The 25,482-nt window shown below is 68.1% G+C and carries 26 protein-coding genes and 2 tRNA genes; 6 read left to right on the forward strand and 22 right to left on the reverse strand.

Features of this window, described 5'->3' with window-relative positions:
- Positions 1-302: 302 nt before the first annotated feature.
- Entirely contained in the window at positions 303-1,922 is a 1,620-nt protein-coding gene (locus AAIL17_RS00480) for an alpha-glucosidase family protein (RefSeq protein WP_424680835.1), read from the forward strand.
- Positions 1,923-2,052: 130 nt separating this feature from the next.
- A complete protein-coding gene (locus AAIL17_RS00485) occupies positions 2,053-2,226 on the forward strand; it encodes a hypothetical protein (protein ID WP_424680836.1) in 174 nt (57 codons plus the stop codon).
- A gap of 58 nt (positions 2,227-2,284) precedes the next feature.
- On the opposite strand, the gene AAIL17_RS00490 is transcribed toward AAIL17_RS00485, so the two are convergent.
- Together AAIL17_RS00490 and AAIL17_RS00495 are read right to left on the reverse strand one after the other, a co-directional pair.
- Positions 2,285-2,360: transfer RNA gene (locus AAIL17_RS00490), tRNA-Ala, on the reverse strand.
- A 72-nt stretch (positions 2,361-2,432) separates the two neighbouring features.
- Complete coding sequence (locus AAIL17_RS00495; RefSeq protein WP_424680837.1) at positions 2,433-3,551, reverse strand: ribonuclease D; 1,119 nt, start codon at positions 3,549-3,551, stop codon at positions 2,433-2,435.
- Between the two features lie 118 nt (positions 3,552-3,669).
- Here AAIL17_RS00495 and AAIL17_RS00500 point away from each other — a divergent pair, with 118 nt between their 5' ends.
- From AAIL17_RS00500 to AAIL17_RS00515, 4 genes are all read left to right on the forward strand, one after another.
- Entirely contained in the window at positions 3,670-5,610 is a 1,941-nt protein-coding gene (locus AAIL17_RS00500) for an SUMF1/EgtB/PvdO family nonheme iron enzyme (protein WP_424680838.1), read from the forward strand.
- 164 nt (positions 5,611-5,774) lie between these two features.
- Positions 5,775-6,014 carry a DUF2188 domain-containing protein gene (locus tag AAIL17_RS00505; protein ID WP_424680839.1) on the forward strand — a complete coding sequence of 80 codons (240 nt, stop codon included), beginning with the start codon at positions 5,775-5,777 and terminating at the stop codon, positions 6,012-6,014.
- 8 nt (positions 6,015-6,022) lie between these two features.
- Positions 6,023-6,397 (forward strand): response regulator, encoded by a 375-nt coding sequence (locus AAIL17_RS00510; RefSeq protein WP_424680840.1) that lies wholly within the window; start codon positions 6,023-6,025, stop codon positions 6,395-6,397.
- A gap of 233 nt (positions 6,398-6,630) precedes the next feature.
- On the forward strand, positions 6,631-8,217 hold the full coding sequence (locus tag AAIL17_RS00515) for an MASE1 domain-containing protein (protein ID WP_424680841.1): 1,587 nt from the start codon (positions 6,631-6,633) through the stop codon (positions 8,215-8,217).
- Positions 8,218-8,264: 47 nt separating this feature from the next.
- On the opposite strand, the gene AAIL17_RS00520 is transcribed toward AAIL17_RS00515, so the two are convergent.
- The 20 genes from AAIL17_RS00520 to AAIL17_RS00615 form a co-directional block, all read right to left on the reverse strand.
- Positions 8,265-9,176: a hypothetical protein gene (locus AAIL17_RS00520; RefSeq protein WP_424680842.1), complete on the reverse strand. Its 912-nt coding sequence runs from the start codon at positions 9,174-9,176 to the stop codon at positions 8,265-8,267.
- Positions 9,177-9,389: 213 nt separating this feature from the next.
- A tRNA-Leu gene (locus AAIL17_RS00525) sits at positions 9,390-9,475 on the reverse strand.
- Positions 9,476-9,499: 24 nt separating this feature from the next.
- Positions 9,500-10,081: a cysteine dioxygenase gene (locus tag AAIL17_RS00530; protein ID WP_424680843.1), complete on the reverse strand. Its 582-nt coding sequence runs from the start codon at positions 10,079-10,081 to the stop codon at positions 9,500-9,502.
- Between the two features lie 76 nt (positions 10,082-10,157).
- Positions 10,158-11,288, reverse strand: coding sequence for a homoserine O-acetyltransferase MetX (metX, locus tag AAIL17_RS00535; RefSeq protein WP_424680844.1), 1,131 nt, complete (start codon positions 11,286-11,288; stop codon positions 10,158-10,160).
- A complete protein-coding gene (locus AAIL17_RS00540; protein WP_424680845.1) occupies positions 11,285-12,322 on the reverse strand; it encodes a tetratricopeptide repeat protein in 1,038 nt (345 codons plus the stop codon). The genes metX and AAIL17_RS00540 overlap by 4 nt, the downstream gene beginning before the upstream one ends.
- Positions 12,319-12,780, reverse strand: coding sequence for a cytochrome c-type biogenesis protein (locus AAIL17_RS00545; RefSeq protein ID WP_424680846.1), 462 nt, complete (start codon positions 12,778-12,780; stop codon positions 12,319-12,321). Before AAIL17_RS00545 ends, AAIL17_RS00540 begins: the two co-directional genes overlap by 4 nt.
- Entirely contained in the window at positions 12,777-13,319 is a 543-nt protein-coding gene (locus tag AAIL17_RS00550) for a DsbE family thiol:disulfide interchange protein (RefSeq protein ID WP_424680847.1), read from the reverse strand. The genes AAIL17_RS00545 and AAIL17_RS00550 overlap by 4 nt, the downstream gene beginning before the upstream one ends.
- Positions 13,316-15,292, reverse strand: coding sequence for a heme lyase CcmF/NrfE family subunit (locus AAIL17_RS00555; protein ID WP_424680848.1), 1,977 nt, complete (start codon positions 15,290-15,292; stop codon positions 13,316-13,318). Before AAIL17_RS00555 ends, AAIL17_RS00550 begins: the two co-directional genes overlap by 4 nt.
- On the reverse strand, positions 15,289-15,750 hold the full coding sequence (ccmE, locus tag AAIL17_RS00560) for a cytochrome c maturation protein CcmE (RefSeq protein ID WP_424680849.1): 462 nt from the start codon (positions 15,748-15,750) through the stop codon (positions 15,289-15,291). Before ccmE ends, AAIL17_RS00555 begins: the two co-directional genes overlap by 4 nt.
- A complete protein-coding gene (gene ccmD, locus AAIL17_RS00565; protein WP_424680850.1) occupies positions 15,747-15,941 on the reverse strand; it encodes a heme exporter protein CcmD in 195 nt (64 codons plus the stop codon). The genes ccmE and ccmD overlap by 4 nt, the downstream gene beginning before the upstream one ends.
- The gene (locus AAIL17_RS00570; protein WP_424680851.1) at positions 15,938-16,723 is read right to left on the reverse strand and encodes a heme ABC transporter permease; all 786 of its coding nucleotides are present in this window, start codon (positions 16,721-16,723) and stop codon (positions 15,938-15,940) included. The genes ccmD and AAIL17_RS00570 overlap by 4 nt, the downstream gene beginning before the upstream one ends.
- Positions 16,724-16,727: 4 nt before the next feature.
- On the reverse strand, positions 16,728-17,414 hold the full coding sequence (gene ccmB / locus AAIL17_RS00575; protein WP_424680852.1) for a heme exporter protein CcmB: 687 nt from the start codon (positions 17,412-17,414) through the stop codon (positions 16,728-16,730).
- Between the two features lie 36 nt (positions 17,415-17,450).
- Complete coding sequence (gene ccmA / locus AAIL17_RS00580; protein WP_424680853.1) at positions 17,451-18,083, reverse strand: cytochrome c biogenesis heme-transporting ATPase CcmA; 633 nt, start codon at positions 18,081-18,083, stop codon at positions 17,451-17,453.
- Between the two features lie 84 nt (positions 18,084-18,167).
- Positions 18,168-18,572, reverse strand: coding sequence for a DUF3293 domain-containing protein (locus AAIL17_RS00585; protein ID WP_424680854.1), 405 nt, complete (start codon positions 18,570-18,572; stop codon positions 18,168-18,170).
- Positions 18,565-19,962 carry an FAD-dependent oxidoreductase gene (locus AAIL17_RS00590; protein WP_424680855.1) on the reverse strand — a complete coding sequence of 466 codons (1,398 nt, stop codon included), beginning with the start codon at positions 19,960-19,962 and terminating at the stop codon, positions 18,565-18,567. Before AAIL17_RS00590 ends, AAIL17_RS00585 begins: the two co-directional genes overlap by 8 nt.
- Positions 19,963-20,120: 158 nt before the next feature.
- Positions 20,121-20,597 (reverse strand): polyhydroxyalkanoate synthesis repressor PhaR, encoded by a 477-nt coding sequence (phaR, locus tag AAIL17_RS00595; protein WP_091336148.1) that lies wholly within the window; start codon positions 20,595-20,597, stop codon positions 20,121-20,123.
- Positions 20,598-20,685: 88 nt separating this feature from the next.
- Complete coding sequence (locus AAIL17_RS00600) at positions 20,686-22,239, reverse strand: DHA2 family efflux MFS transporter permease subunit (protein WP_424680856.1); 1,554 nt, start codon at positions 22,237-22,239, stop codon at positions 20,686-20,688.
- Between the two features lie 16 nt (positions 22,240-22,255).
- Positions 22,256-23,452: an HlyD family efflux transporter periplasmic adaptor subunit gene (locus AAIL17_RS00605; protein ID WP_424680857.1), complete on the reverse strand. Its 1,197-nt coding sequence runs from the start codon at positions 23,450-23,452 to the stop codon at positions 22,256-22,258.
- Positions 23,439-24,920, reverse strand: coding sequence for an efflux transporter outer membrane subunit (locus AAIL17_RS00610; protein WP_424680858.1), 1,482 nt, complete (start codon positions 24,918-24,920; stop codon positions 23,439-23,441). Before AAIL17_RS00610 ends, AAIL17_RS00605 begins: the two co-directional genes overlap by 14 nt.
- The gene (locus AAIL17_RS00615) at positions 24,917-25,453 is read right to left on the reverse strand and encodes a MarR family winged helix-turn-helix transcriptional regulator (RefSeq protein WP_424680859.1); all 537 of its coding nucleotides are present in this window, start codon (positions 25,451-25,453) and stop codon (positions 24,917-24,919) included. Before AAIL17_RS00615 ends, AAIL17_RS00610 begins: the two co-directional genes overlap by 4 nt.
- Positions 25,454-25,482: the final 29 nt, after the last annotated feature.

Below are 25,482 nucleotides of genomic sequence, written 5' to 3' on the forward strand. Positions count from 1 at the left end.
TGCATACGTATTCATGCCGGCCGCCCGCATGCAGTGACTGCATTGCAGCATCGGCTGCACCACGGCATGTACGGAGCGCCTTCGGACACGCGCCGCGCGCGGCATGGCAAGGGCTGACGGCGGTTACGATAGGTCTGGCACAGAGCCGCCGAACACACGGGCAGGCGTGTGTGATGACGCACGCGCAGCACGAATGAATACGTTTGCACCGCCGAGGTCGGTTGCGCACTCAACATTTAAGCTGCCTTGCAACCCAAATTGCCTCACGCGCATCTGTCGAAAAATCTTGCGAGACACAACGAATGAGTGATGCACCCTGGTGGCGCGGCGCCGTCACCTACCAGATCTACCCGCGCAGCTTCCTGGATACCAATGGCGACGGCGTGGGCGATCTGCCGGGCATCATCGAGAAGCTCGACTACGTGGCGAGCCTCGGCGTGGATGCGATCTGGATCTCGCCGTTCTTCAAGTCGCCGATGGCCGACTACGGCTACGACATCGCCGACTACCGCGACGTCGATCCGCTGTTCGGCACGCTGGAGGATTTCGATCGGCTGCTGGCCAAGGCGCACGGCCTCGGCCTGCGCGTGATGATCGACCAGGTGTTGAGCCACACCTCGGCCGAGCATGCCTGGTTCCAGGAAAGCCGCGCCAGCCGCGACAATCCCAAGGCCGACTGGTACGTCTGGGCCGACGCGAAAGAGGACGGCACGCCGCCCAACAATTGGCTGTCGATCTTCGGCGGCGTCGCCTGGCAGTGGGAACCGCGGCGCGGGCAGTACTACCTGCACAACTTCCTGGCCTCGCAGCCGGACCTCAACTTCCACAACCCGCAGGTGCGCACGGCCATCCTCGATTGCGTGCGCTTCTGGCTCGAGCGCGGCGTCGACGGCCTGCGCCTGGACGCGATCAACTTCTGCTTCCATGACGCGCAACTGCGCGACAACCCGCCCAAGCCCAGAGACCTGCGCGTCGGCCGCGGTTTCAGCCCGGACAACCCATACGCATTCCAGTACCACTGGTACAACAACACGCGGCCGGAGAACCTCGGCTTCCTCGCCGAGCTGCGCGCGCTGCTCGACCGCTATCCGGGCACGGTGGCGCTGGGCGAGATCTCCTCGGAGGACTCGTTGGCGACGATGGCCGAGTACACGCAAGCCGGCCGCCTGCACATGGGCTACAGCTTCGAGCTGCTCACCGACGACTTCAGCGCCGCGCACATCCGCCATACCGTGCGGCAGCTGGAAACACAGATGCGCGACGGCTGGCCCTGCTGGGCGATCTCCAATCACGACGTCGAGCGCGTGCTCAGCCGCTGGGGCGGGTCACGGCCCGATGCCGCGCTGGCCAACCTGTTCACCGCACTGGTCTGCTCGCTGCGCGGCTCGGTGTGCGTCTACCAGGGCGAGGAGCTGGGACTGACCGAAGCGCAGGTGCCGTTCGAATCACTCAAGGATCCCTACGGCATCGCCTTCTGGCCGCAGTTCAAGGGCCGCGACGGCTGCCGCACGCCGATGCCCTGGAGCGAGGATGCCCACGCGGGTTTCAGCCGTGGCGAGCCATGGCTTCCGGTGCCGCCCGAGCATCGCGCGGTGGCCGTGTCGCGGCAGGAAGCCGATGTGGCCTCGGCGTTGAACGGCTTCCGCCGCATCCTGCGCTGGCGCAGCGGGCAGCCGGCCTTGCGCTGGGGCGACATCCATTTCCTCGATACGCCCGAACCCGTGCTTGCCTTCGTGCGGACCCATGCCGGGGAAACGCTGCTGGTTGCGTTCAATCTGGGGCCGGAGGCGGCGGAGGCGGAGCTTGCGCTGGACGGGCAGTGGCAGGCCGTCGATGGTCATGGACTGGCCCAGGGCACCGTCAACGGCGGACGCCTGCGCTTGCCCGGTCATGGCGTCCTGTTCGCCAGCCTGGCGCGGTAACCGGCGCAGCGCGGGCTCAGGCTCGCTGCGGCTCGGTCATCCGAAGCCGGGTCCGTCTTCACGAACGATCACACGGCCATGAAGCTGGCCGGCGTAGGTTGGGTGGCAGGTTTCGAAGCGGAGTGTGCACATGCCCCATCCCATGCCTCCGGCCGACCGCAAGCACGGCACCGGCGACCGCAACGACAACGAGGTTGCGCGGCACGACCACGGTCTGCAGGAGAAGCGCGACGCGAAGGAAACCCGCGAGGCCAAGGAAGCCGATCGCGAAGCCAAGCGCAAGGAAGGCTTCGACCATCCCTAGCCGCCGCAAACAGAAAGCCCCGGGAGCTTGCGCTACCGGGGCTTTGTCTGGAACGGATTGGTGGAGTGGAGGAGGATCGAACTCCCGACCTTCGCATTGCGAACGCGACGCTCTCCCAGCTGAGCTACCACCCCACGCGAGCCGCGCATGTTAGCAGCGTCGTGCGGTGTCGCCAAGAGCCTCGACGCGTACCACGTCCGTTTGCATCAGCCGCCAGGGAGCAGCGGGCTCAGACGCTCGTGCAGTACGCCGCGGCGCCAGCCCTCGAGAAATTCCGGCCATTCCTGCGTGGTGAGGTATTCCTCCAGCACCTTGCGCGGGCAGAGCAGGCCGGGGGGCAGGTCGAGTTCGCCGGCAAGGCGGTCGACCGCCTCCTTCATCGCGGCGAGTGCCTTCTTGGCCGGCCCCAATACCGACGCCGGGATGGCGGCGGTGGCGGCGAGCTCCTGCGCATCCGGGGCCGGGGCGAGCAGGTCGAAAAGCTCCGCGCGCTGTGCCGAACGCAGGGCGCGCTGGCCGCGGGTGCGCTGTTCCAGTGCCGCGAGGTTGGCCGGGGGATCCTGCGCAAGGCCGAGTGCCAGCGCATCCTCCAGCAACCACGAGCGCGGGCGGTCGAGCGTTCGCGCGCTGCGCTCGCGCCAGAGCAGGATGCGGCGCAGCAGCGCCTGCTGCGCCCGCGGCCAGTCGGCGGCGGCGCGAAAGCCGCGCTGCGGCTGCGGGTCGCCCTCGCGCGCATCGGCGCGGCGCTTGAGCCGCTCGCAATCCTCGGCGTGCCAGGCGGTGCGTCCGCGTTCGGCCAGGCGCGCGGCCAGTTGCGTATGCACCGGCTCCAGGTAGACCACGTCGAGCGTGGCGTAGAGCCGCTGCGATTCGGTGAGCGGGCGCTGCAGCCAGTCCGAGCGAGTCTCGCCCTTGTCCAGCTCCACGCCGGCCAGTTCGGCGACCAGTGCGCGGTAGCTCAGTCCCAGGCCCATGCCGACGAAGGCGGCGGCGATCTGGGTATCGAACAGCGTGCCCGGGCCCTGCGGCAGGAGCGGGGCCAACGCTTCGAGGTCCTCGCCGGCGCTGTGCATCACCGTGACCATCGGGCCGTCGGCCAGGTAGGGGCGCAGGGCATCGGCGATGTCGAAGGCGAGCGGATCGACCAGCGCATAGCGGCCGTTCCATCCCAGTTGGAGCAGGGCCAGTTGCGGGTGGAAGGTGTTGCGGCGCATGAACTCGGTGTCGACGCCCAGCGCGGCATCGGCCGGCAGTTGCGCGAGCCACGCCTCCAGTGCGTCGCGGCGGTCGATCCATGGGGTGGCGGCCGCAGTGGGCACGGACATGCGAAGGCTTCCTCGGTGTCTGGCGGGCGGGCCTCGGGCGCGCGGCGCGCATTGCCCTGTCATCGGCCCTGCCATATGGTGAGCGGCGCACGATAACAGCCCCCGCCCAGAGACTTCCATGCCGAGCAACGAGACCGTCCGCCGTCAGCGCACCCTGGGGGGCGCACTGGGCGTGGCCGTGCTCGGCGCGGCGCTGGTCTATCACTTCTTCCCGCGGGTTTTCCATGTCGATCCCGCCACGCTGACTGCCCATCGCCCGACGTCCGGCGGATTCTCCCCGGCCGGCGCCCGGCGCCCGGCACGCACGCCGCTGAATGCCGAGCTCGACGCCGGGCCGCCGCTTACGCTGGCGCCGGCCGCGGTCATCGCCTCCCGCATGGAACGGGGCAACCAGCATCTGCCCGAACAGCTCAGCGCCGATACGCCCGCAGTGCAGGCCCTGCTCGCGCAGGCCGGCAAGGCTCTGCAGGCGGGCAAGCTGGTCGGCAGCGACGACAGCGCGGCGGTGCTGTACGCCAAGGCGTTGCACGACAAGCCGGACAGCCGCGCCGCCGCTCAGGGACTCAACCAGGTACGCGCGCAACTGGTGGCGCAGATCAGCCAAGACATCGCGGTGGGGGACGCCGACTCGGCGCAGGACCTACTCGGCAGCTTGCGTGAGCTGCCCGACAGCGCCGGTGACGCGGCGCAACTGGAGCAGGATTTGAAGACGCTGGCTTCGGTCCGCCCGATGCTGGCCCAGGCGGCTTCGCTGTTGCAGCAGGGTAAGGCCGACCAGCCGCAGGGCGGCAGCGCGCTGGACCTGTATCGCCAGGTGCAGGCGCTCGATCCACAGAACGCGATGGCCGAGCAGGGCATCTTCCAGGTGCAGCGGGCGGTGCTGGACCGCGCGCTGGCTGCGGTCGCGCAGAACGACTTCGTCGCGGCCGACAAGGCGCTGGCCGAGGCCGACACGATCCGACCGGGCTCGCGGCAACTGGTGGACGCACGCAACCGCGTCGACGGCATCCGCCAGCAACGCGCCGGCGGCCTGCTGGCGCAGGCACGCTCGGCGCTGGATGCAGGCAACCTCGACCTGGCGCAGCGGCTGGCCGGGCAGGCGCAGGCGCTGCAGCCCGGTCTGAAGGGCATCGACGAATTCGAGCAGCAACTGACCAACGCCCGCTTGTACGCCAGCTACAAGCCGGGGCAGGTCTTCAGCGACCGCTTCGTCGACCTGCCGGGCCAAACCCCGGCGATGGTGGTGATCCCCACCGGCAGCTTCCAGATGGGCGCCCCGGACGGGGAAGACGACCGCACGGAAGCGGAGACCCCGCGCCACGGGGTCACCATCGCCAAGGGCTTCGCCATGGCGCGCAGCGCCGTGACCGTGGGTCAGTTCCGCGAGTTCGTGCGTGCCGCGGGCTACCAGCCCGACTCGGTCGGGCTTGGCGGCGCGAGCGTCTACGACGAGCGCAGCGGTGCGCTTCGCGACGATCCCCGCGCCACCTGGCAGGACGACTACGCCGGCCGTCCGGCGCAGGACGACCTGCCGGTGGTCAACGTCTCCTGGCGCGATGCCAGGGCCTATGCGGACTGGCTCGGCCAACGCACCGGCAAGCGCTACCGGCTGCCGAGCGAGGCCGAGTTCGAGTATGCGCTGCGCGGCGGCACCCAGACCCGCTACTGGTGGGGCCAGCGCGCGCCCACCAGCAAGGTGGAAAACCTCACCGGCAGCGGCGATCGCTCGCCCAGCGGGCGGCGCTGGAGCAATGCCTTCCCCAGCTACCGTGACGGCTACTGGGGGCCGGCGCCGGTGATGAGCTTCGCGGCCAACCCGTTCGGGCTCTACGACATCGACGGCAACGTTTCCGAGTGGACCGCCGACTGCTGGCACGACAACTACGTGCGCGCGCCGGTCGACGGCAGCGCCTGGCTCAACCCCGGCTGCAGCGTGCACGTGGTGCGTGGCGGTTCGTGGGGCAGTTCACCGGAGCAGGTGCGCTCGGCCTACCGGCAGGGGGCCGACGGCAGCGTGCGCAGCGCACGCGTGGGCTTCCGCGTCGTTCGCGAACTGTAGACGTCAGCTTGACCAGCATTTGGCAGGAAGCCGGAACGAGGGCCAACAAGGCCTTGCCGCGGCCTATCCAAGCCCTGCGACATCTGCAAGACTGCCATTCCGGCCAGCGGAACACGCGGCCTGCCGTCAGCCCGGCAGGCTCAGCCATCCGAGGGAGGGACGCAATGAACCCGGAAACCGTACGCCTGTTCGTGCCCTTCAGCGCCGAGGCTCCCTGGATCGTGCGCGGCGAGGCTTCCAGGGTGGGTACCTATTCCACCCGCGATGAAGCGATTTCGGCAGCCGTACGGGTACGCGCCAAGCTGGCACGTGCCTGGGGGCTCCAGCACCCGCCGGTACGCGTGCAGGAGAGTGATGGCAGCTGGCGCGAACTGTCCGACCCGGATGCCACGACCCTGCAATAGGTAGCCTCATGGAAAAGACATCCGGCCCCTGGCGGATCCTGCTGGTCGAAGACGAGATGCTGGTGGCGATGTTGCTCGAAGACATGCTCGCCGAAGCGGGACACACCATCGTCGGACCCATGGCCCGCATCGACCAGGCCGTGGAAGCGGCGCGCAGCGAAGCGATCGACCTGGCGATCCTCGACGTCAACGTCGGCGGCGAGGAGGTCTACCCGGTGGCCGAGGCGCTGGCTGCGCGCGAAATCCCGTTCGCCTTCGCCACCGGCTATGGCGCCCATGGCCTGCGCGAGCCGTGGCAGGACCGGCCGACGCTGCAAAAACCCTTCCATCGCAACGACTTGTTCCGGATGGTGGCGGAACTGGCCTCCTCCTGTTCCTGCTGAGGCGCACCGCTTCACCCTCGGTGCTCATCGTTCGTCGCCGCCCGTCAGGGGCAGAAATGCGACGTGGGGCACGGCTCCTGCCGGGATGGCACGCGACGTCGGCCCAACTGCGCTAACATCCGGCCCAGGCCGTTGGTTTCATAGGCCTTTCACGCTTTGGTTTGTTGAGTATCGGGCCGACCTGCCGATACAGCGGCAAGCGGGCGACTCGGGATCAGCCAGGGGAAGGGAAGATGCCAAAAGGAACAAGGATAAATACGTGGCTGCGGCATGTCGCCGTAGCCCTCGGCTATGCGTTCGCGTTTTACCTCGTGCGGGAGGTGTCCTTTTCGCACTGGGTACTGCTGGCCGGATTCCGCTTCAGCGTCCTGTTGTTCGCGCCGTACAGGTACTGGCCTTCGCTGCTGATAGGCGAGGCAGGATCGTTGGCATACGCAGGCATTGCGTGTGCGGGCGACTACGGTTGGCTGTGGGCGACGTTTTTCTCGGTACCCCCGATGCTCTTCTCCATGCCGGTGATCCGCTGGTGCCGCGAGCAGGGCCGGCTTTTCCAGCCGAAGAACAAGACCCACGTCGGCGTTCTCCTGCTCGGAACCTTGATTGTTTCGCTGCTCTGGGCCGCGGTGAACACGGCGACCCTCGCAATGATGCGCATGGCCCCGGGCGAGACCATCGATTTCCAGGCCGCCGCGGCGCGGTACTTCATCGGTAACTACCTGGGCATCCTCACGCTGGTTCCGCTGGTTCTGCTGGTTCGCGAGGACTTGCTCGACCACGGTCTAAGGCGGCTCTGGATCCGGTTGCCGCAAAGTGCGCTGGCGAAGGACGTGGCGTTCGTGTTGCTGCCGTCACTGGTGCTTCTGGCCTGGCTGGCCTCGGGCGTGGCTGGCGCCGCCACCGAGGAATGTCGCATGGCGATGTTCCTGCCGGTTGCGTGGCTGTCGCTGCGCCATGGCTGGCGCGGTACTGCCGTCGGCGGCGCTGCCGCGAGCGTTGCCCTGGTGATTGCAATGCCGTATCACCGTGACAGCGCGACCCTTGATGCGCAGGTATTCGTGGCCTTCACGATTACAACCATGCTGATGCTTTCCGCACGTATCGCCATCCTTCACGAACGGGAGGAGCACGAGAGGGCGGGGGCGCGGCTGGCGCTGGCCATGGCGCAGCGCAACGTGTACCTGGGAGAACTGCAACTGCGGCAGACTTCCCATGCGCTGGAGGAGGTCAGTGGTGCCATCCAGGCCTCCTATACCCAACTGCTGGGTCGCCTGCGCTCGGTGCTGCCGGGGGTCGACGAGCGCAGTTACTACCGGCAGGCAGCTGTGACACAGCATCAGATGTACCGCCTGGCCGATTCGCTGTGTCCGCTGGTCTGGGGCGAGCGCGGCTTGCCGGCGGCCCTGCGCGAGGGCGCCGTACCCCGTGCACTGGATGAGGCTGGCATTGCCTACTGGTGTGATGTCCGCGGGCCAAAGGGCAGTGAGCTTTCGATTCACCTCCAGATGGCCATTTATCGCCTGATGGTCGAAGCGGTGGTCCTGGCCTGCGCCAAGCGCAACATCACACGCGTCCAAGTGCAGCTTCGGGAAGGCGAGTTCGCGGGGCGTCGTTGGGCAGTGCTGCGCATTGACAGTGGCGTTGATTACGGGCAACTGAGCCGGATCCGCTGGGATGATCTGTCCCTGGCACTGGGTGGCAGCGGACTGGGCCTCGGGGCGATCAAGGATCGAGCCATGGTGTTCGGGGGCAAGGTCCGCTTGCGGGCCCGGGGAGATGGGCAACGACTCAGTCTTATCCTGTGGGAGCCGGAAGTCGCCTGACAATAAAAAAAGCCGCCTTTCGGCGGCTTTTTCTTTTCGGCGGTTTTTTACTGCTGGTGCGTGTTGCAGTCTTCCTTGTTCGGATCGCAGGCCGGCGCGGCCAGCGTCGTGCTCAGGTGGGTGTTGCAGTCTTCCTTGTTCGGATCGCAGGCCGGCGCGGCCAGCGTCGTGCTCAGGTGCGTGTTGCAGTCTTCCTTGTTCGGATCACAGGCCGGCGCTGCCAGCGTCGTGCTCAGGTGTGTGTTGCAGTCTTCCTTGTTCGGATCGCAGGCCGGTGCCGCCAGCGTCGTGCTCAGGTGGGTGTTGCAGTCCTCCTTGTTCGGATCGCAGGCCGGTGCCGCCAGCGTCGTGCTCAGATGAGTGTTGCAGTCCTCCTTGTTCGGATCGCAGGCCGGCGCCGCCAGCGTCGCGCCTCGATGAGTATTGCAGTCTTCCTTGTTCGGATCGCAGGCCGGTGCGGCCAGCGTGTTGAGATGCGTATTGCAGTCTTCCTTGTTGGGATCGCAGGCAGGCGCAGCCTGCGCCGAAGCCGTGCCGCGCACGACCTGGAAAAGCGTAGTGCCATCACTCATCGGCACTGCCTGCAAGGTAATACCGCCGCCGCGATAGACCGTTTCCGTGTAGGAGCTCAGCGCCACCGCGGTGTCCGAAATCACCGCCGACTGCTGCGGGGTCGAGATATTGCTCGCATTGCGACCCATCGGCAGTACCAGGAACTGGCCGTTGGCAGCGGCAAAGGCCACGCGCACGTTGCCGTTGAGATCGTTTACCTGGATATAGCGGATTCCATTGTTTTTGAACGCGTAGACGTGCCAGTGCGGACTCGAGCTCACGTCCTGTGCATTCGGCCAGCTCTGGCCAAGGCCGTTGTCCATCGGCTGGGCCGCCATTGCGGTACCCGAAAGGCCCATGACAACCAGAACGGCGCAGAACGCGCGGTGCGAAAAAAATTTGATCATAACCGTGTCCCCATGTTTGGACCGCTCACTAATTGAGCAATGGCACTCTAGCAGCACGAAAAGTGACTATTTTGAGAAACATACGGAAGAACGGATATTCGTCGGTTTTTGCACCCGTCCGCCCATTTGCCTAGACAACCGCTGCAGGAAAACAACAAAAAGCCCGCTCGGAGGCGGGCTTCTCAGGGTGGGCGGGAACGACCGCCCGTCTTGTGGTACCGGTGATAGGACTCGAACCTACACTCTGTCGCCAGAAGCGGATTTTGAGTCCGCCGCGTCTACCATTCCGCCACACCGGCACAAGAGGGCGAATTATGCCCGGGTCAGTGCACCGGGTCGAGCCCCAGCTGGCGCTCGCAGCGTTCGTAGCCGTGGTCCTCGGGTAGCGGCTGGAACACGGCGCAGCGCGTCATGTTGCCCGAATAGATGTGCAGGCTGACCGCGATCGCATCGTCGCTGGGGTTGCGGATGGTGTGGTACTCGTGCGGCGGGATCAGGCTGCCGGCCGAGCCGGGGCCGGCCTGGATCGAGCCCACCGCCTGGAAGCGGCAGTGACCGTTCTCGTCGGCCAGGCGCTCGTACTGCACCACTTCGAGCGCGCCGCTCCAGACGCCCTCGACGCACCACATGCCGCAATGGTCGTGGATCGGCGTGCCCTGGCCTGGGCCCCAGGTCATCGCCACCACGCAGTAGCCGTGCTGCTCGCTGCGATACAGCTCGCGGCGGGCGTATCGGCCTTCGGCCGTCTCGAACACGCAATCGGGCAGTTTTACCGCGCCGTTGCGCATCAGCTTGCACAGGCTGTTGCGCAGGGTATCGGTGACGGCAAACGTGGTGTCCATGCCGACGGCGTGGTCGATCGCATCGATCAGCGCGCGGCAGCCGGGGAATTCCGTGGTGAGCATGGGGGTTCTCGCAGTACAGCTTCACGTCAAGTCTAACGCACCGGTGTTAGCCGGCCGAGACGGGCCCGTCAGGAATTCACAGGCCGGCCAGGAAACCGCCGATGGCGCGGCTGTAGTTGGGAATGTCGACCAGGAAGGCATCGTGGCCCTGCGGCGAGTCCAGCGCCACGAAATCGACGCGTGCGCCGGCGGCGGACAGTCCCGTGGCGATCTGTTCCTGCTGCTCCAACGGGAACAGGATATCGGTGCTCACGCCGATCACCAGGGCGCGCTCGACGCGGATGCGCTTGAGCCCCTGCATGATGTCGCCGCCGCCGTATTCGCCGATGTCGAACCAGTCGCTGGCGCGCGAGAGATAGAGGTAGCAATTCGGGTCGAAGCTGCGCACGAAGCGTTGCGCGTGGCCCTGCAGGTAGGACTCGACCTGGAACTCGAAGCCGAAGGGCTCGTCCTCGCGTTTCTCCGGATCCAGCCGGATACGCGCAAAGCGCCCGTTCCATTCCATCGCCGAGCGATAGGTGATCACGCCGAGCTTGCGCGCGATGCTCATGCCCATTTCGGGATAACGCACGCCATCGCCGTCATGGATGTCGTAGTCCCCGCCGTTCCATTGCGGGTCGAGCCGGATCGCCTCGCGCTGCAGCGAGCGGATGGCGATGGCGAACGGTTGCGCCTGCGGTGCGGTGTCCACGCTGATGTGCGCGCGCACGCTGTCCGGATGCAACACCATGTAGGCCAGCGCGCCCATGCCGCCCATCGAGCAGCCGATCAGGCAGGCCAGGCGTTCGATCCCGAGGCCGTGGCGAACCAGCTCGAAGGCGGCATTGGCCACGTCTTCCAGCGCCAGTTCCGGGAAGCCGAGGCGGTAGGGCCGGCCGGTGGCCGGGTCGATCGAGGCGGGGCAGGTCGAGCCCTTGTCGCTGCCCAGCGAGTTCACGCAGATCACAAACCAGCGGTCGGTGTCGATCGCCTTGCCGGGGCCGAGCATGCCCTCCCACCAGCCGGCGGTCGGGTCTTCGGAGTTCGAGGCCGCGTGCGCGCTGGGCGAGAGGCCGGTGAGGATCAGTACGGCGTTGTCGCGGGCCGGGTTGAGCTTCCCCCAGGTTTCGTAGGCCACCCACGCCCCGTGCAACTCGCCGCCGCGCTTCATTGCGAAGGGCGAGGGCAGGGCGTGGTAGCGGCGGGCGTCCGGGGCGTCCGTGCTCATGGATGAACCTTGTCGATGACGATCCGTATCGGGCCGGCATGATTCACCTCGACCACGCCGGCATCACCTTCCAAGTCGCCGGGTTGCGCGATCGCCTGGCCGCTGGCGCTGATGCGCGCACCGACGAAGACCTTGGCGGCGGAAGATAGCTTGAACTGCGGCGCCATCGCCATGGCGTCGGTGAGCGTGACCGTAGCCGGCAGCTGCGAGGCTTCCAGGCGCGCCACCGCCAGCGGCATCGGCGGCCCCTGTTCGGCACGCGCGTAGACGAACAGGGCGGCCCCGGGCTTGAGCTTGTCGCGCAGCGAGGGAGCGAGTTCGACCTGCACCGTCAGGCGCGGGCCCTGGGCATCGGCGGCCGCCGATGGGCTTGGCTTGCCGCCGGCCCGTGCCTCGGCGACGGCGATCTGCTCGGTCACTGCCTTGGCCACGTTGGAGCCAGGATCCAGCAGCGGCTGCAGGCGGCGCCATGTGGCCGCCGCGGCCGCGTAGTCGTCGTGCTGGAACCGGCTGATGCCGAGCAGCCACAGGCCGCGCTGGTTGGCCGGATCGGCCTGCACGGCCTGTTCGAGCAACTCTACCGCGCGGCCTTCGATGCGATGGTCGTCGCGCGCCATCGAGTCGGCTTCGGCCCAACCGACCATCGCCGTGCCGTTGCGGGGATCCAGCCGCAGCGCCTGGCCGTAGGCATCGCGCGCCTGCGCGTCCTGGTGCATCGCCGCCTCGGTCTGCGCGAGCAGCAGCCAGCCCTGCAGGTCGTCCGGCTGCTGTTTGAGATGATCGCGCAGCTCGGCCACGGCCTGGTCGATGTCCATGCTCGGCTGCGCCGTCACGCCATTGAGCGCCACCGGCGTGCCGACCAGCAGGTAGATCCCGCCGGCGGCCAGCGGAAGCACGAAGGCGACGACGAGGGCCAGCGCGAAGATGCCGGCGGAACGCCCCTCGCGACGGCCATGGCGTACCAGTGGCCAGAGCAGCAGGGCGAGCGCCGCCGCGATCATCGCGGCAGCGACCAGGTAGAACGCGAGCTTCACCAATCGTCCCCTTGTTCGATCGTGGCGTTGTCGACCAGCCGGCTGTCGATGCGCGTGGCGCGGCCGCGCCTGCGGATGGTGACCAGTACCACCGCGGCGCCCATCAGCAGGAACAGGCCCGGGCCGAACCACAGCAGCCAGGTGGCGGGCTTTACCGGCGGGTCGTACAGCACGAAATCCGAATAGCGATCGACCAGGTACTGCTTGATCTCGTCGTCGCTCTTGCCCTGCTGCATCAGTCCGAACACCTCGTGGCGCAGGTCGCGCGCCAGGTCGGCGTTGGAATCGGCGAGATTCTCGTTCTGGCAGACCAGGCAGCGCAGTTGCCGCGTGAGGTTCTGGAAGCGGACTTCCTGGGCGTGGTCCTTGAACGGCAGCGGGTCGATCGCCTGGGCGGCGACCGCGCCCGAAAGCACGACGAACACGGCCAGGAGCACTCGCAGGAGCGTCCGGTTCATGGCGCCTCCTGCTTCAGTTGCGCGATCAGCGGCCTGAGCTCGCGCTCGATGACCTCGGGCGTGAACGGACCGATGTGCTTGTAGCGGATCACGCCCTTGGCATCGATCAGGAAGCTTTCCGGGGCGCCGTACACGCCGAAGTCGATCGCGGTGCGGCCGGGCTGGTCGGCGATCACCATGTCGTACGGGTTGCCGTGGCGCGCGAGCCACGCCTTGGCGTCCTCGGGCGCATCCTTGTAGTCGTAGCCGACCAGCGGCACGCCCAGCGTGCGGCCTTCGGCCATCAGCACCGGATGCTCTTCACCGCAGGCGATGCACCAGCTGGCGAACACGTTGACCAGGTAGGGCTTGCCCAGCATGGAAGCCTTGCTGACCGTCCTGGCGGGATCGTCCAGCAGCGGCAGCACGAATTCAGGCGCCGGCTTGCCGATCAACGGCGAGGGGACCTCGCGCGGGTCGTGCCGGGTGTTCCACCAGATGCCGAAGCCAAACAGGCCGACCAGCAGCAGGAAGCCGATCAACGGCAGCGAACGGGTCATGCGCGGGATTCCTTCACCGGCAGTACCGGCTCGACCGCTTCCCTGGCGGGCGCACGCCTGGCGCGGAAGCGCCGGTCGGCCGCGGCCACGAAGCCGCCCAGCATCATGAACAGGCCGCCGCCCCAGATCCAGCGCACGAACGGCTTGGCGTAGAGACGCAGCGCCCAGGCGCCTTCGAGCCTGTTCGGGTCCATCGGCTCGCCGAGGGCCACGTAGAGGTCGCGGGTGACGCCGGGGTCGATCGCCGACTCGGTCTGCACCTGGCCGCGCGGATAAGTGCGTTTCTGCGGGTGCATCACATCGATGGTCTTGCCGTCCTTGAGCACGGTGACGGTGCCCTGTTCGGCATGCCAGTTGGGACCGCGCGTGGCTTTCACGCCGTCGAAGCGGAAGGTGTAGGCACCCACGGTCTGCGTGTCGCCGGGCGCCATGCGCACGTCGCGGGTGACGCTCAGCGATTCGGACAGCAGCACGCCGACCAGGAACACGCCCAGGCCGAAGTGCGCCAGCAGCATGCCGGCCATCTCGGCGGGGTAGCGCCGCCCGCGCGGCATTTCCCGCCAGCGCTTGTAGACGTAAAGCAGCGTGCCGATGCCGCACCACACCGCGGCGGCCACGCCGGCGATCGCCCGGGCCTGGCTCTGCACGAAGAACGCGGCCACGATCGCGCAGGCCACTGCGGCGATGGTCACGCGAACGAGGACACTCTTCAGCGGCGCCGGCTCGCTCTTGCCCCAGCGCAGGAACGGTCCGAACGGCAGCAGCAACACCACCGGCAGCATCAGCAGCGGGAACAGGAAGCCGAAGTAGGGCGGCCCAACGGAAATCTTGCCCAGATGCAGCGCATCGCCGATCAGCGGGAACAGCGTGCCCAGCAGCACCATCGCCGCGGCCACGGTGAACATCAGGTTGGCGACGAGGATCACCGTCTCGCGCGAGAGCAGACCGAATGCCTTGCCGCCGGCGACCTTCGGCGCGCGCACCGCGTACAGCAGCAGCGAGCCGCCGATCACGATCGCCAGGAACGCCAGAATGTAGAGACCGCGGCGCGGATCGGAGGCGAAGGCATGCACCGAGGTCAGCACGCCCGAGCGCACCAGGAAAGTACCCAGCAGCGAGAGCGAGAAGGCGAAGATCGACAAGAGGATGGTCCAGGCGCGCAGCGAGCCGCGTTTCTCCGTCACCGCCTGCGCGTGGATCAGCGCCACGCCCACCAGCCAGGGCATGAAGCTGGCGTTCTCCACCGGATCCCAGAACCACCAGCCGCCCCAGCCCAACTCCGCGTACGCCCACCAGCTGCCAGCGACGATGCCGCAGGTGAGGAAGGCCCAGGCCGCGTTGGTCCACGGCCGCGCCCAGCGCACCCAGCCCTGTTCCAGCGAGCCGCCCAGCAGCGCGGCGATGGAGAAGGCGAAGGCCACCGAGAAGCCCACGTAACCCATGTACAGCACGGGCGGGTGGAAGGTCATGCCCGGGTCCTGCAGCACCGGGTTGAGATCGCCGCCGTCGGGCGGCATCGGCAGCAGACGCATGAAGGGGTTCGAGGTGAAGATGATGAAGGCCAGGAAGCCCACCGCGACGATGCCCAGCACGCCCAGCACGCGGGCCAGGAAATCCTCCGGCAACTGCCGGCTGAAGGCGGCCAGCGCCACCGTCCAGACGTTGAGGATCAGCACCCACAAGAGCATCGAGCCCTCGTGCGCGCCCCACACCGCCGCGATGCGGTAGTACCAGGGCAGGGCCAGGTTCGAGTTGTCGGCCACGTATTGCACCGAGAAGTCGAAGCGCAGGAACGCCCACACGAGCAGGCCGAACGCCATCGCCACGAACACCGCCTGGCCTGCCGCCGCGGGGCGGGCGATGGCCATCAGCGCGCGGTTGCCGCGCCAGGCGCCGATGAGCGGCAGCACGCCCTGCGCCAGGGCGAGCAACATGGCGAGGATCAGTGCGAGCTGGCCCAGTTCCGGCGTCATTGCGGCGTCCCGCTGGCGGCCACGGCCTTGTTGCCGTGGTGCGCCTTCTCCATGGCGTCCTTCAGTTCCTTCGGCATGTAGGTTTCGTCGTGCTTGGCCAGCACCTCGGTGGCGACGAAGTGGTCGCCGGCCATGTGCCCGGTCGCGATCACCGACTGGTTGTCGCGGAACAGGTCCGGCAGGATGCCGGTGTACTCCACCGGCATCGCGCCATCGGCGTCGACCACGGTGAAGCCGACCTTGAGCGAATCGCCCGAGCGCTGGATCGAGCCGGCCTTGACCATGCCGCCGAGGCGGAAGGTCTTGTAGGCCTCGGCCTGGCCCGAACGCACCTGGCTGGGAGTGAACAGGTAGTTCATGTTCTGCTGCAGGGCGAACACGGTCAGGCCCACCGCCACCAGGGCGGCAGCGAGCACGAGCAGGACGATGATCAGGCGGCGTTTGCGGGTCGGGTTCATGGGTTCACGGCAGGCGGAGCGGCGCGGTGCTGGCGCGCGGTTTGTCGCGCCAGGCGGGCGCGAAGTTCATTCAGGTTGCGGCGGCGGCGCAGCAGCGGGGAAATGAAATCGGCGAGCAGCACGATGAAGAACACCGCATAAGCCGGCCACACGTACGCGGCATAGCCTCCCATGGCGAAGAACTGGGTCATGCCTGCTCTCCCGGAACCTGTTCCCCTGGAACACCGTTCCCGGCGGCGATGCGACGTACCCAGTCCTTGCCGCCTTCGAGCTCCAGCAGGTCGGCGCGCACGCGGCCGAACAGGCTGGCGACGTAGTAGAGCTTGGTGGCCACCATCATGGTCAGCAGGGGCCAGAGCATGCTGGCGCTGATCTTCGACGGGCCCAGGATGCGCACGGTCGAGCCCTGGTGCAGGGTGTTCCACCAGTTCACCGAGAAATGGACGATCGGCACGTTGATGATGCCGATGATGGCGAGGAACGCGGCGGCGCGCGCACCCTGGCGGCGATCCTCGAAGGCGTGGTACAGGCCGATCACGCCCAGGTACAGGAACAGCAGCACCAGTTCGGAGGTCAGCCGCGCGTCCCAGGTCCACCAGGTGCCCCACATCGGCTTGCCCCACAGCGAACCGGTGACCAGGGTGATGAAGGTGAAGGCCGCGCCGATCGGCGCCGACTCCATCGCCACCGCCTCGGCCAGCTTGATCCGCCAGACCAGCGCGATGAACGAGGCGACGGCCATCACGCCGTAGATGAACAGTCCCATCCAGGCGCTCGGCACGTGGATGAAGATGATGCGGTAGGCATCACCCTGCTGGTAATCGGCGGGCGCCAGCACCAGGCCGCCGTACAGGGCGACGGCGCCGGAGACCAGCGCCAGCGCCAGGAACCATGGCCGCAGCGTGCCGGCGAACCGATAGAAGATCGGCGGCGAGCCGAGCTTGTGCAGCCAGAGGGGAATCCACTTGGACATGATCTTAGGCGTCCAACGCAATACGAAGGGCGGCCGCGCAGGCGAGTGGCGCCAGCACCAGGGCCAGGGCGAGCGCCGCGCCGAGCCAGGCGATCGGGGACACCCACGGTAACCCCTGTTGGGCGGCCGCGACCGCGCCTGCGGCAAAGATGACCACCGGCACGCACAGCGGCAGCAACATCAGGGCGAGAAGCATACCAGAGCGCCGCGTCCCGGCCGTCAGCGCGACCAGCACGGCGCCCAGCAGGCTGAGCATCGGCGTGGCCAGCAGCAGCGCCAGCAGCAGCACGCCCATCACCGGCACGGGCAGGTGCAGCATGCCGGCCAGCAACGGCGCGATCACGATCAGCGGCAGCGCGGTGGTGAGCCAGTGCGCGAGGATCTTCATCGCCAGCATCAGCGCCAGCGGTTGCGGCGCGAGCACGAGTTGTTCCAGCGAACCGTCCTCGATGTCGCTGCGGAACATCGCATCGAGCGCCAGCAGCATGGCCAGCAGCACGGTGACCAGCACCACGCCGCCGGCGATCCGCTGCAACAGGGCATCTTCCGGGCCCAGCGCAAAGGGGAACAGCGTCGCCACGATCAGCGCATAGAGCACCGGCATGGCGATATCGCCGCGACGCCGCCAGGCCAGCGTGAGATCGCGCCGCAGCACCGCCACGCAGGCAGCCGGAAGGGGCGTCGGGCTCATGACGGCCGCTCCGGAGCCAGTATTGGGCGAAGGATCTCAGGCATGCATGCGGATCCGCTTCGGCTCGCCGCCGTGGAAGCTCACCGCTCCATGGCTGGTCACCAGCGCCGCGCCACCCTCGGCCACGTGCGCCTCCAACAGGCGGTTGACCAGCGCGATGCCCGCGCGGTCCAGGTTCGCGTACGGCTCGTCCAGCAGCCACAGCACCGCCGGCAGCAGCAGCAACCGCGCCAGCGCGGCGCGCTTCTTCTGGCCCGCGGACAGCCGGCGCACGGGTTCGTCCTCGTAGCCGGGCAGACCGACCTCGGCCAGCACGGACGCGGCGCTGCGTCCCTCGCGCGCGCCGTGCAGCCCGGCGGCGATGCGCAGGTTCTCGCGTGGGCTCATGTCCATCTTCAGGCCCAGTTGATGGCCCAGGAACAACACCTCGCCTGCGCAGGCGTCGCGCTGCCAGGGCTGGCCTCGCCATAGCAGCTCGCCCTCGCCGACGTGTAGCAGGCCGGCCAACTGGCGCAGCAGGGTGGTCTTGCCGCTGCCGTTGTCGCCCTCGACCAGGGCCAGCTCGCCCGCGTGCAGGGCGAAATCCAGCGGTCCGAACACCGGCTCGTCGGCGCGCAGGAAGGACAGGCCCCGCGCCTGCAGCAGCGGGATGGCATGGACGGAAGTCATCCGGGGGATTGTCCGCAATGCGCAAGCGGCTTGTCCATGCGGTGCGGCGGCGCACCTGCGGCAGGCCTCGCGCCAGGGCTGCCCTCAGCGCAACCGCAACTCCGCCGGTCCAGCCCCATGTCCGGACAGCCAGGCGTTCTGCCCGTACCGGTCGCCCAGCCGCTCCAGCGCATCTGCGTCGATACCCACGATCCAGAAGCTGGGCTCGCGCCAGCCATCCGTACCCTTGCCCAGCGCCGGGTGGATGCCGAGCGAGCCATCGCCCCGCAGATCGGCGAGCAGGCGCCGCTGGACCTCGCGGTTGGCCGAAGGCGGCTGCGGCCTGGAGCGTGGATTCCAGGCGGTGAAGAAACCCCAGTCGCGATCGCCGGCCAGCGGCCGCAACGCGACCGGCAACGGTTCACCGATGCGGATCGTGGCGGCACCGCCGGAACGCAGGCGCACGCGGTAGGCGCTGCGGCAATAAGCCTTCAGCAGTTCGTCATCCATGGCGCAGCGGCGGCAACGGCGGCAGCGTGGCCCTGAGCGTGGCCATCGCCGCGTCCAGGTCGACCGAAGCGGGGTCGTTCGAATCGCGCAGCAGTTGTTCCAGCAGCACGTCCTGCGCCCGCCCGCGTTCGAGCGCGTAGGCGTAGGGAAGGTGGCTGAAGGTGACCATGCGGTAGCGCGCCATGAAGTGCTCCGGCGCACGCGCTGCCAGGCGCGCACCGAGTTCCCGCTTGGCCAGGTAACGCGGGTCGGCGACCGAGTCGCGCATCTCGACGTAGTTTTCGATCGCCATGGCGGCGATCGCGTCGGCGTTGGGCTGGCGGATGCGCTGGAACTCGGCGAAGGCCTCGGCCGGGTCGCTGCCGTCCAGCAAGTCGGCCAACGCCACCGTGTCCTCGAATCCGCAGTTCATGCCCTGGCCGTGGAAAGGCACGATGGCGTGGGCGGCGTCGCCCACCAGCAATGCGCGGCCGTCGAGGTGCCAGCGTTCCAGATACAAAGTGGCCAGCGTACCGACCGGATGGGCGTCGTAGTCCTGGGCGAAGCTGGGCAGCAAGGGCAGCAGGTCGGCGAAGTCATCCTTGAAGAAAGCTTCGGCGGCGCGTGCGTCCGGCAGCGTGGCGAAGCTCGGATGCGGCCCCTGCGCGGGCAGGAACAGGGTGACGGTGAAGCTGCCCTCGGTGTTGGGCAGGGCGATGCACATATAGCCGCCGCGCGGCCAGATATGCAGTGCGTTGGGTTCGATCGCGAACTGGTCGTGACCGCCGCTGTCCCGCAGCAGCGCGGGCGGCAGCCGCGACGCCGGCGGAATCTCCAGCTCCTTGTAGCCGTGCCCCAGCCATTCGGTGCGCTCGCCCAGTGGACGATGGGCATTCATCGCGGCGCGCAGGGCCGAGCCTGCGCCGTCGGCGCCAACCAGGACCGGGGCGTCGAGTTCGTGTTCGATGCCCTCGGAATCGGCCACGCGCATGCGCCCGGCGTCGAAGTCGGCCGAGACCAGGCCCTGGCCGAAATGGAAGCGCACGCCGGCCGCTTCGGCTGCATCCAGCAACAGCATGTTGAGTCCGCCGCGCGAGACCGACCAGATCACCTCGCTGTCGTCCACGCCGTAGCGTTGCAGGCCGCTGCGGCCGTCGGCGGTGTGCACCATGCGTCCGCGCATCATCACGGCACGCCGCAGCACCTCGTCTGCAAGGCCCGCGCTGCGCAAGGCCTGCAGGCCACGCTCGGCCAACGCCAGGTTGATCGAGCGGCCACCGGCGAAGCCGGCCACGCGCGGATCGCGACGTTTCTCGAACACGTCCACGGCGAAGCCGCGTCGCGCCAGTTGCTGCGCCAGCAGTGCGCCGACCAGGCCGCCGCCGATCAGGGTAAGGGAGGGTTTGCTCATGGGCGATCCGTTGCGTCGTATCGCCGAACTGTTCCGCAAGCGGGCTGCGTGTGCAACGGGCACTCGCTGCAACGTGGGGTGAGCTTCAGCCCACCAGCTCCATCTGGTGCGCAAAGGCGAGGTGGGCTGAAGCCCACCCTACGGTCCTGCGTCGGAAATCAGCCCTTGCGGTTCTTGTTCGGCGGCGTCTGCGCCGCAGCGTCGAGGAAGCCACGCTGCATGGTCTTCCAGGCGTCCAGGTTGCGCTCGGTCAGCTCGTTGAGCATCGACCAGGGCGTCTGGCCCATCAGGCTGTTGAGCTGCGCGCGGAACTGCTGCTGCTGGTCGAGGAACACCTGCAGGCTGCGCTCCAGGTAAGGGCCCATGAAGCCCTGCAGCGAGTCGCCGTAGAAGCGGATGATCTGGCTCAGCAACTGGGGCGAGAGCATCGGCTGCCCCTTCTCCTCGTGTTCGGAGATGATCTGCAGCAGCACGGAGCGGGTGAGGTCCTCGCCGCTCTTGGCATCGCGGACCTCGAAGGTTTCGCCGTCCAGTACCAGCTGACGGACTTCTTCCAGCGTGATGTAGCTGGAGATCTCCGTGTCGTAGAGCCGGCGGTTCGGATACTTCTTGATGATGCGCAGTTTTTGTGCCATGCGGCACACGCTAGCAGAACGTATTGCGCTGCACCAGACATCCATGCTGCACCCCCGGGTGCAGCAATCCGCTCCGTGCCGCCCTGCGTCAATGCCCCATCGCGCCGCCTGCGCTGCCGAACGGCGGCCGGGCGAACCAGAGGATGGGAATCAACGCCAGGAACAGCACCGCACAGCCGAAGAACACGTCGTTCACCGCCAAAGTGAGCGCTTCGCGGCTGAGCAGACGGTCGACCAGCCCCAGCGACTGCGTGTGCGACAACCCCATGTGCGATACCTGGCCGATGAACTGCGTGGCCGCCGGGTGCGCCGGACTGACGTACTCGGTCAGCGTGGCGTGGTGGTACTCGCCGCGGTGCTGCCACAGGGTCACCGTCACCGCGGTGGAAATGCTCGAGCCCATCGTGCGGCAGAAGTTGGACAGGCCGGTGGCGCTGGCGATCTGCTCCGGCGGCAGGCCGGAGAGGTAGATCTGGTTGAGCGGAATGAAGAAGCAGGGGATGGCGATGCCCATCACGAAGCGTGGCAGCACCAGCGTGGAGAACGAGGCCGACGCGTCGAAGGTGGAGAACCACCAGGAGGTGATCGCGAACACGATGAAGGAGAACGTCACCACTCCACGCAGGTCCAGCTTGTCCATGTTGCGCCCGAGGATCGGCGACATCAGGAACGCCAGGATGCCGACCGGCGCGGTGGCCAGGCCGGCCCAGGTGGCGGTGTAGTCCAGCGTCACCTGCAGCCACAGCGGGAACACCACGTTGATGCCGAAGAAGGCGAACATGCCCAGCGTCAGCGCGATCACGCCCACGCTGAAGTTGCGCTGCTTGAACAGCGACAGGTCCACTACGGGGTGCTTGGCGTGCATCTCCCATACGACCAGGAAGGTCAGGCACACCAGCGCGATGATGCCTAGCGCCAGGATCAGCGGCGAGGCGAACCAGTCGCGGTCGTTGCCGTTGTCCAGCATGAACTGCAACGCGCCCACGCCGACCACCAGCAGCGTGAGGCCGACCGCGTCGATCGGGGTCTTGGCGGTCTTGGTCTCGCGCTTGTGCAGCAGGCCCCAGGTGATCACCGCCGCGGCCAGGCCCACCGGCAGGTTGATGTAGAAGATCCACGGCCAGGAGAAGTTGTCGGTCAGCCAGCCGCCCAGGATCGGGCCGAAGATCGGCGCTACCACCACGGTCATCGCCCACAACGCCAACGCGATGCCCTGCTTGGCCTTCGGGTAGCTCGACAGCAGCAGCGTGAGCGACAGCGCCACCATCGGGCCGGAGCCGGCGCCCTGCATCAGGCGCGCGATCACCAGCATCGGCATCGAGGTGGCCAGGCCGCACAACATCGAGAAGGTGACGAACAGCAGCACCGAGACGACGAAGCTGCGCACCTCGCCGAAGCGCCGCGCGATCCAGCCGGTGAGCGGCTGCATGATGGCGCTGGCCAGCGCGTAGGAGCTGATCGTCCAGGTGCCCTCGCTCGGGCTCACGCCCAGGCTGCCGGCGATGTGCGGCACGGCCACGTTGACGATGGTCATGTCCAGCACTTCCATGAAGGTGCTGAACGCGACGGCGATGGTGAGCAGCACCAGCGCACCGCCGTGCAACGGCGGCAGTGGCTTGGTGTCGTTGGGGGAGGCGGCCATGGGGAAGGGCCTTCGGTTACTTGGCCGCGCGCGGCAGGTTGGCCAGGATGATGCGCTGGGCCTCGTCGTCGGCCTTGCCCATCATGCGGTCGTAGACGCTCGTTTCGGCGACCGGCTGCTGCGCCGGCGCCTGGGCGAGCACGGGGCCGCGGTCATCGGTGATGTCGACGGTGACCGTGGTCGACAGGCCCACGCGCAGCGGATGCTTGTCCAGCTCCTTGTTGTCCAGCGCGACGCGAACAGGCACGCGCTGCACCACCTTGATCCAGTTGCCGGTGGCGTTCTGCGCCGGCAGCAGCGAGAACGCACTGCCGGTGCCGGCGCCGAGGCCGACCACCTTGCCGTGGTACTCGACGTCGCCGCCGTAGATGTCGGCTTCGACGGTGGCCGGCTGGCCGATGCGGATGTGCTGCAGCTGGCCTTCCTTGAAGTTGGCGTCGATCCACAGGTCATGCAGCGGCACCACGGTCATCAGTTGCTGGCCGGGCTGCACGCTGTTGCCCAACTGCACGCTGCGCTGCGCCACGTAACCGGACACCGGCGCGAGGATGGCGTTGCGCTGCGCGGCGATCCAGGCGGCACGGAAGTTGGCACGGGCCTGCAGCACGGACGGGTTCTCGGCCACGTCCGTGCCTTCGATCGCGGCGTGCGCGGCGGCAGCCTGTGCCTTCGCCGCCTCCAGCCCGGCGCGCGCCTGCGCCACGCCATCGCGCAGGTGCTGCACGATCTCGGGCGATTCGGCATGCGCCGCGAGCAGCGGCAGATGGCGCTTGAGGTCGGCCTCGAGCTTGTCCAGTTCCAGCTTGCGCGCCGTGACCTGGGCGTCGGCGCTGCTGGCCGAGCTGGTCTGCTGGCGCACGCCGCGCACCGCCTGCGCCAGCGCGCTGCGCGCCTGCGCCAGGCGCACCTGGGCATCGGTCGGATCGAGCCGGACCAGAACCTGGCCAGCCTCCACGCGCTGGGTGTCGTCGGCCATGATCGCGACCACCGTACCCGGCACCTGCGCCGAGATCGTCACCTGGTTGCCGCCGACGTAGGCGTTGTCGGTCTTCTCCCGGTGCGAGAACACGAACAGCCACAGCAGCACCCAGACCACTGCGATGAGGATGAACACCCCGGCCACGATGAACAGCGCGCGACGGCGCTTGCCCGGGTTCTTCGCGGCCAGGCCGCTGTCGTTGTCGGCGGGCTTGTCGGCTTCAGTGGCGCTCATGGGTAGCGGCTCCGGCAGGGGAAGGGGAGGAGGAGGCAACGGCGGGCGCGGGTTGGCTGCGGTAGCCACCGCCCAACGCCTTGATCAGGGCCAGGTCGGTGGCCAGCGCCTGCGCATGCAACTGGGTGGCGGCGTCGCGTTGCTGCAGCAACGCAAGTTCGGCTGCCAGGCTTTCGCGGGCATCGCGCACGCCTTGGCGCAGCCGCGCGTCGGCGTTGGCGACCAGGCGTTCGTCCGCGGCGAGCTGGACCTGCTGTTCCTTGCGTTGCGCAGCCAACTGCTCGGCGCCCAACGCCTGCGTGGCGACGTCGCGGGCCGCCTGCAGCACGGTGCCGCGGTACTGCGCCACGGCGCTGTCGAGCTGGGCGCGGCTCAGGCCGTAGTTGGCTTCCAGCGCGCCGCCTTCGAAGATCGGCAGGTGCAGCGCTGGGGTCACGGCGAAGACCCGGCTGCCGGCGGTGAACAGCTTGCCCATGTCGATACTGGACAGGCCGGCCAGGGCGGTAAGGCTCAGGTCGGGGAAGAACTGCGCGCGGGCCACGTCGGTCTGCTTCAGCGCGGCCTCGACCTGCCAGCGGCTCGCCGCGATGTCGGGACGACGCGCGATCAAGTCGAGGCTGGCGTTCTCGGGCAGGCCCGGTTGCACGTCCGGCAATGCACGTGCCTGGAGTTCGGGCAGGTCAGCCGGCGCCACGCCCAGCAACGAGGCCAGCACGACGCGGCGTACCTTGGCCGAGCCATCGAGAGCGGTGCGCATCTGCTTCAGTTCGGCCACCTGCGCCTGGGCCTGCTCGGCGGTGTCCGCCAGGTCCACGCCCTGGCGCACGCGCAGCCGGGCGATCTGCAGCAATTGCTCGCTCGCGGCCAGCGAGCGGTCGGCCAGCGCGAGTCGCGCCTGGTCGGCCTGCCAGTCGAAGTACGTGCTGGCGACGGCGTACTGCAACGCCAGCGCTGCGGCGCTGCGCTGTGCCTCGGCGGCGTGCGCCTGGTCCAGCGCAGCCTCGACCGTTGCGCGCTTCTTGCCCCACCAGTCGAAGTCATACTGCAACTGCACGCCGAGATCGGCCTGGCTGTACCAGGTGAAGCCGAGGAACTGCGCCGGGATCAGGCCGTGCTCGCTCATCCGCTGGCGCGAATACTGCGCGTTGCCGTTGACGCTCAGGCCCATCTGCGCCGCCGCCAGGCGCGCGGATTGCTCGGCGCCCTGCACGCGGCTCTCCGCCAGCGCCAGGTCCGGCGCCTGGCGCAGCGCGCGATCCATCAGGTCGTCCAGTTGCGGGTCGCCGTAGGCGCGCCACCACTGTGCGTCGGGCCAGCCGGCGCGGGTGGCGGTCTGCAGGCCGGCGAGCGGAACGTCGTAGCGCAGCTGCGGCGGCGGGAGTTTGGCCGGTGGCGTGGCACACGCGGCCAGCGCCAGCACGGTCGCAGCAGCCAGCGCGGTGCGCAGGCGGAGCGGGGCAGGTTTCATGGGGCGTCCTTGGGGGATGTGGGCTCGTCAAGGCGGTCGAGGTTGTCGGCAAGCTTGCGCAGCAGGCGGCTGAAACTGCGCTTGTCGGTGTCGCTGAAGCCGGTGAACGCCGCGCTGACGCGAGGAAACAGCGGCGGCAGCAGCTTCTGCACGAAGCGGCGCCCGGCCGGCGTGATGCGGATCACCACGCGGCGGCGGTCCTCCTCGCTGGGGCCGCGCGTGATCAGCCCGCGCTTGACCAGCGCGTTGGCGATGCGGGTCATGTTGGTGGCGCCCTGCGAGGTGTACTCGCACAGCTCGCCGGGCGTGGAGCTGCCGTCCGGACGGCTGTAGAGGATCATCAGTGCGAGGAAGTCGCTGTGGTTGATCTTGTGGGGGGCGAGCGACTCTTCCACGGCTTCGTCGAAGGCCCGGCCGACCATCAGCAGCAGGCGGGTCAGGCGCGCTTCGGTCGTGGGCATGCCCGGGATGACCTGGCTGACCCGGCCGATCCCCTCGTCCATCATCACAATGCAGTCGCCCAACCGTGCCATTTCACCAGCTCATATTTCACCAGTGAATT

It is taken from the genome of Frateuria sp. YIM B11624, from assembly GCF_049727805.1.
In the GTDB taxonomy this organism is placed as follows: Bacteria; Pseudomonadota; Gammaproteobacteria; order Xanthomonadales; family Rhodanobacteraceae; genus Frateuria_A.

Bases quoted from the DNA above. Each gene is read 5' to 3' on its own strand.
- AAIL17_RS00615 (WP_424680859.1), bottom strand. From the start codon at position 25,453: ATGGCACGGTTGGGCGACTGCATTGTGATGATGGACGAGGGGATCGGC.
- AAIL17_RS00555 (WP_424680848.1), bottom strand. From the start codon at position 15,292: ATGACGCCGGAACTGGGCCAGCTCGCACTGATCCTCGCCATGTTGCTC.
- ccmD (WP_424680850.1), bottom strand. From the start codon at position 15,941: ATGACCCAGTTCTTCGCCATGGGAGGCTATGCCGCGTACGTGTGGCCG.
- ccmB (WP_424680852.1), bottom strand. From the start codon at position 17,414: ATGAGCCCGACGCCCCTTCCGGCTGCCTGCGTGGCGGTGCTGCGGCGC.
- ccmE (WP_424680849.1), bottom strand. From the start codon at position 15,750: ATGAACCCGACCCGCAAACGCCGCCTGATCATCGTCCTGCTCGTGCTC.
- AAIL17_RS00520 (WP_424680842.1), bottom strand. From the start codon at position 9,176: ATGATCAAATTTTTTTCGCACCGCGCGTTCTGCGCCGTTCTGGTTGTC.
- AAIL17_RS00610 (WP_424680858.1), bottom strand. From the start codon at position 24,920: ATGAAACCTGCCCCGCTCCGCCTGCGCACCGCGCTGGCTGCTGCGACC.
- AAIL17_RS00485 (WP_424680836.1), top strand. From the start codon at position 2,053: ATGCCCCATCCCATGCCTCCGGCCGACCGCAAGCACGGCACCGGCGAC.
- AAIL17_RS00585 (WP_424680854.1), bottom strand. From the start codon at position 18,572: ATGGATGACGAACTGCTGAAGGCTTATTGCCGCAGCGCCTACCGCGTG.
- AAIL17_RS00600 (WP_424680856.1), bottom strand. From the start codon at position 22,239: ATGGCCGCCTCCCCCAACGACACCAAGCCACTGCCGCCGTTGCACGGC.
- AAIL17_RS00495 (WP_424680837.1), bottom strand. From the start codon at position 3,551: ATGTCCGTGCCCACTGCGGCCGCCACCCCATGGATCGACCGCCGCGAC.
- AAIL17_RS00515 (WP_424680841.1), top strand. From the start codon at position 6,631: ATGCCAAAAGGAACAAGGATAAATACGTGGCTGCGGCATGTCGCCGTA.
- AAIL17_RS00480 (WP_424680835.1), top strand. From the start codon at position 303: ATGAGTGATGCACCCTGGTGGCGCGGCGCCGTCACCTACCAGATCTAC.
- AAIL17_RS00505 (WP_424680839.1), top strand. From the start codon at position 5,775: ATGAACCCGGAAACCGTACGCCTGTTCGTGCCCTTCAGCGCCGAGGCT.
- AAIL17_RS00510 (WP_424680840.1), top strand. From the start codon at position 6,023: ATGGAAAAGACATCCGGCCCCTGGCGGATCCTGCTGGTCGAAGACGAG.
- metX (WP_424680844.1), bottom strand. From the start codon at position 11,288: ATGAGCACGGACGCCCCGGACGCCCGCCGCTACCACGCCCTGCCCTCG.
- phaR (WP_091336148.1), bottom strand. From the start codon at position 20,597: ATGGCACAAAAACTGCGCATCATCAAGAAGTATCCGAACCGCCGGCTC.
- ccmA (WP_424680853.1), bottom strand. From the start codon at position 18,083: ATGACTTCCGTCCATGCCATCCCGCTGCTGCAGGCGCGGGGCCTGTCC.
- AAIL17_RS00545 (WP_424680846.1), bottom strand. From the start codon at position 12,780: ATGAACCGGACGCTCCTGCGAGTGCTCCTGGCCGTGTTCGTCGTGCTT.
- AAIL17_RS00530 (WP_424680843.1), bottom strand. From the start codon at position 10,081: ATGCTCACCACGGAATTCCCCGGCTGCCGCGCGCTGATCGATGCGATC.
- AAIL17_RS00500 (WP_424680838.1), top strand. From the start codon at position 3,670: ATGCCGAGCAACGAGACCGTCCGCCGTCAGCGCACCCTGGGGGGCGCA.
- AAIL17_RS00550 (WP_424680847.1), bottom strand. From the start codon at position 13,319: ATGACCCGTTCGCTGCCGTTGATCGGCTTCCTGCTGCTGGTCGGCCTG.
- AAIL17_RS00590 (WP_424680855.1), bottom strand. From the start codon at position 19,962: ATGAGCAAACCCTCCCTTACCCTGATCGGCGGCGGCCTGGTCGGCGCA.
- AAIL17_RS00570 (WP_424680851.1), bottom strand. From the start codon at position 16,723: ATGTCCAAGTGGATTCCCCTCTGGCTGCACAAGCTCGGCTCGCCGCCG.
- AAIL17_RS00605 (WP_424680857.1), bottom strand. From the start codon at position 23,452: ATGAGCGCCACTGAAGCCGACAAGCCCGCCGACAACGACAGCGGCCTG.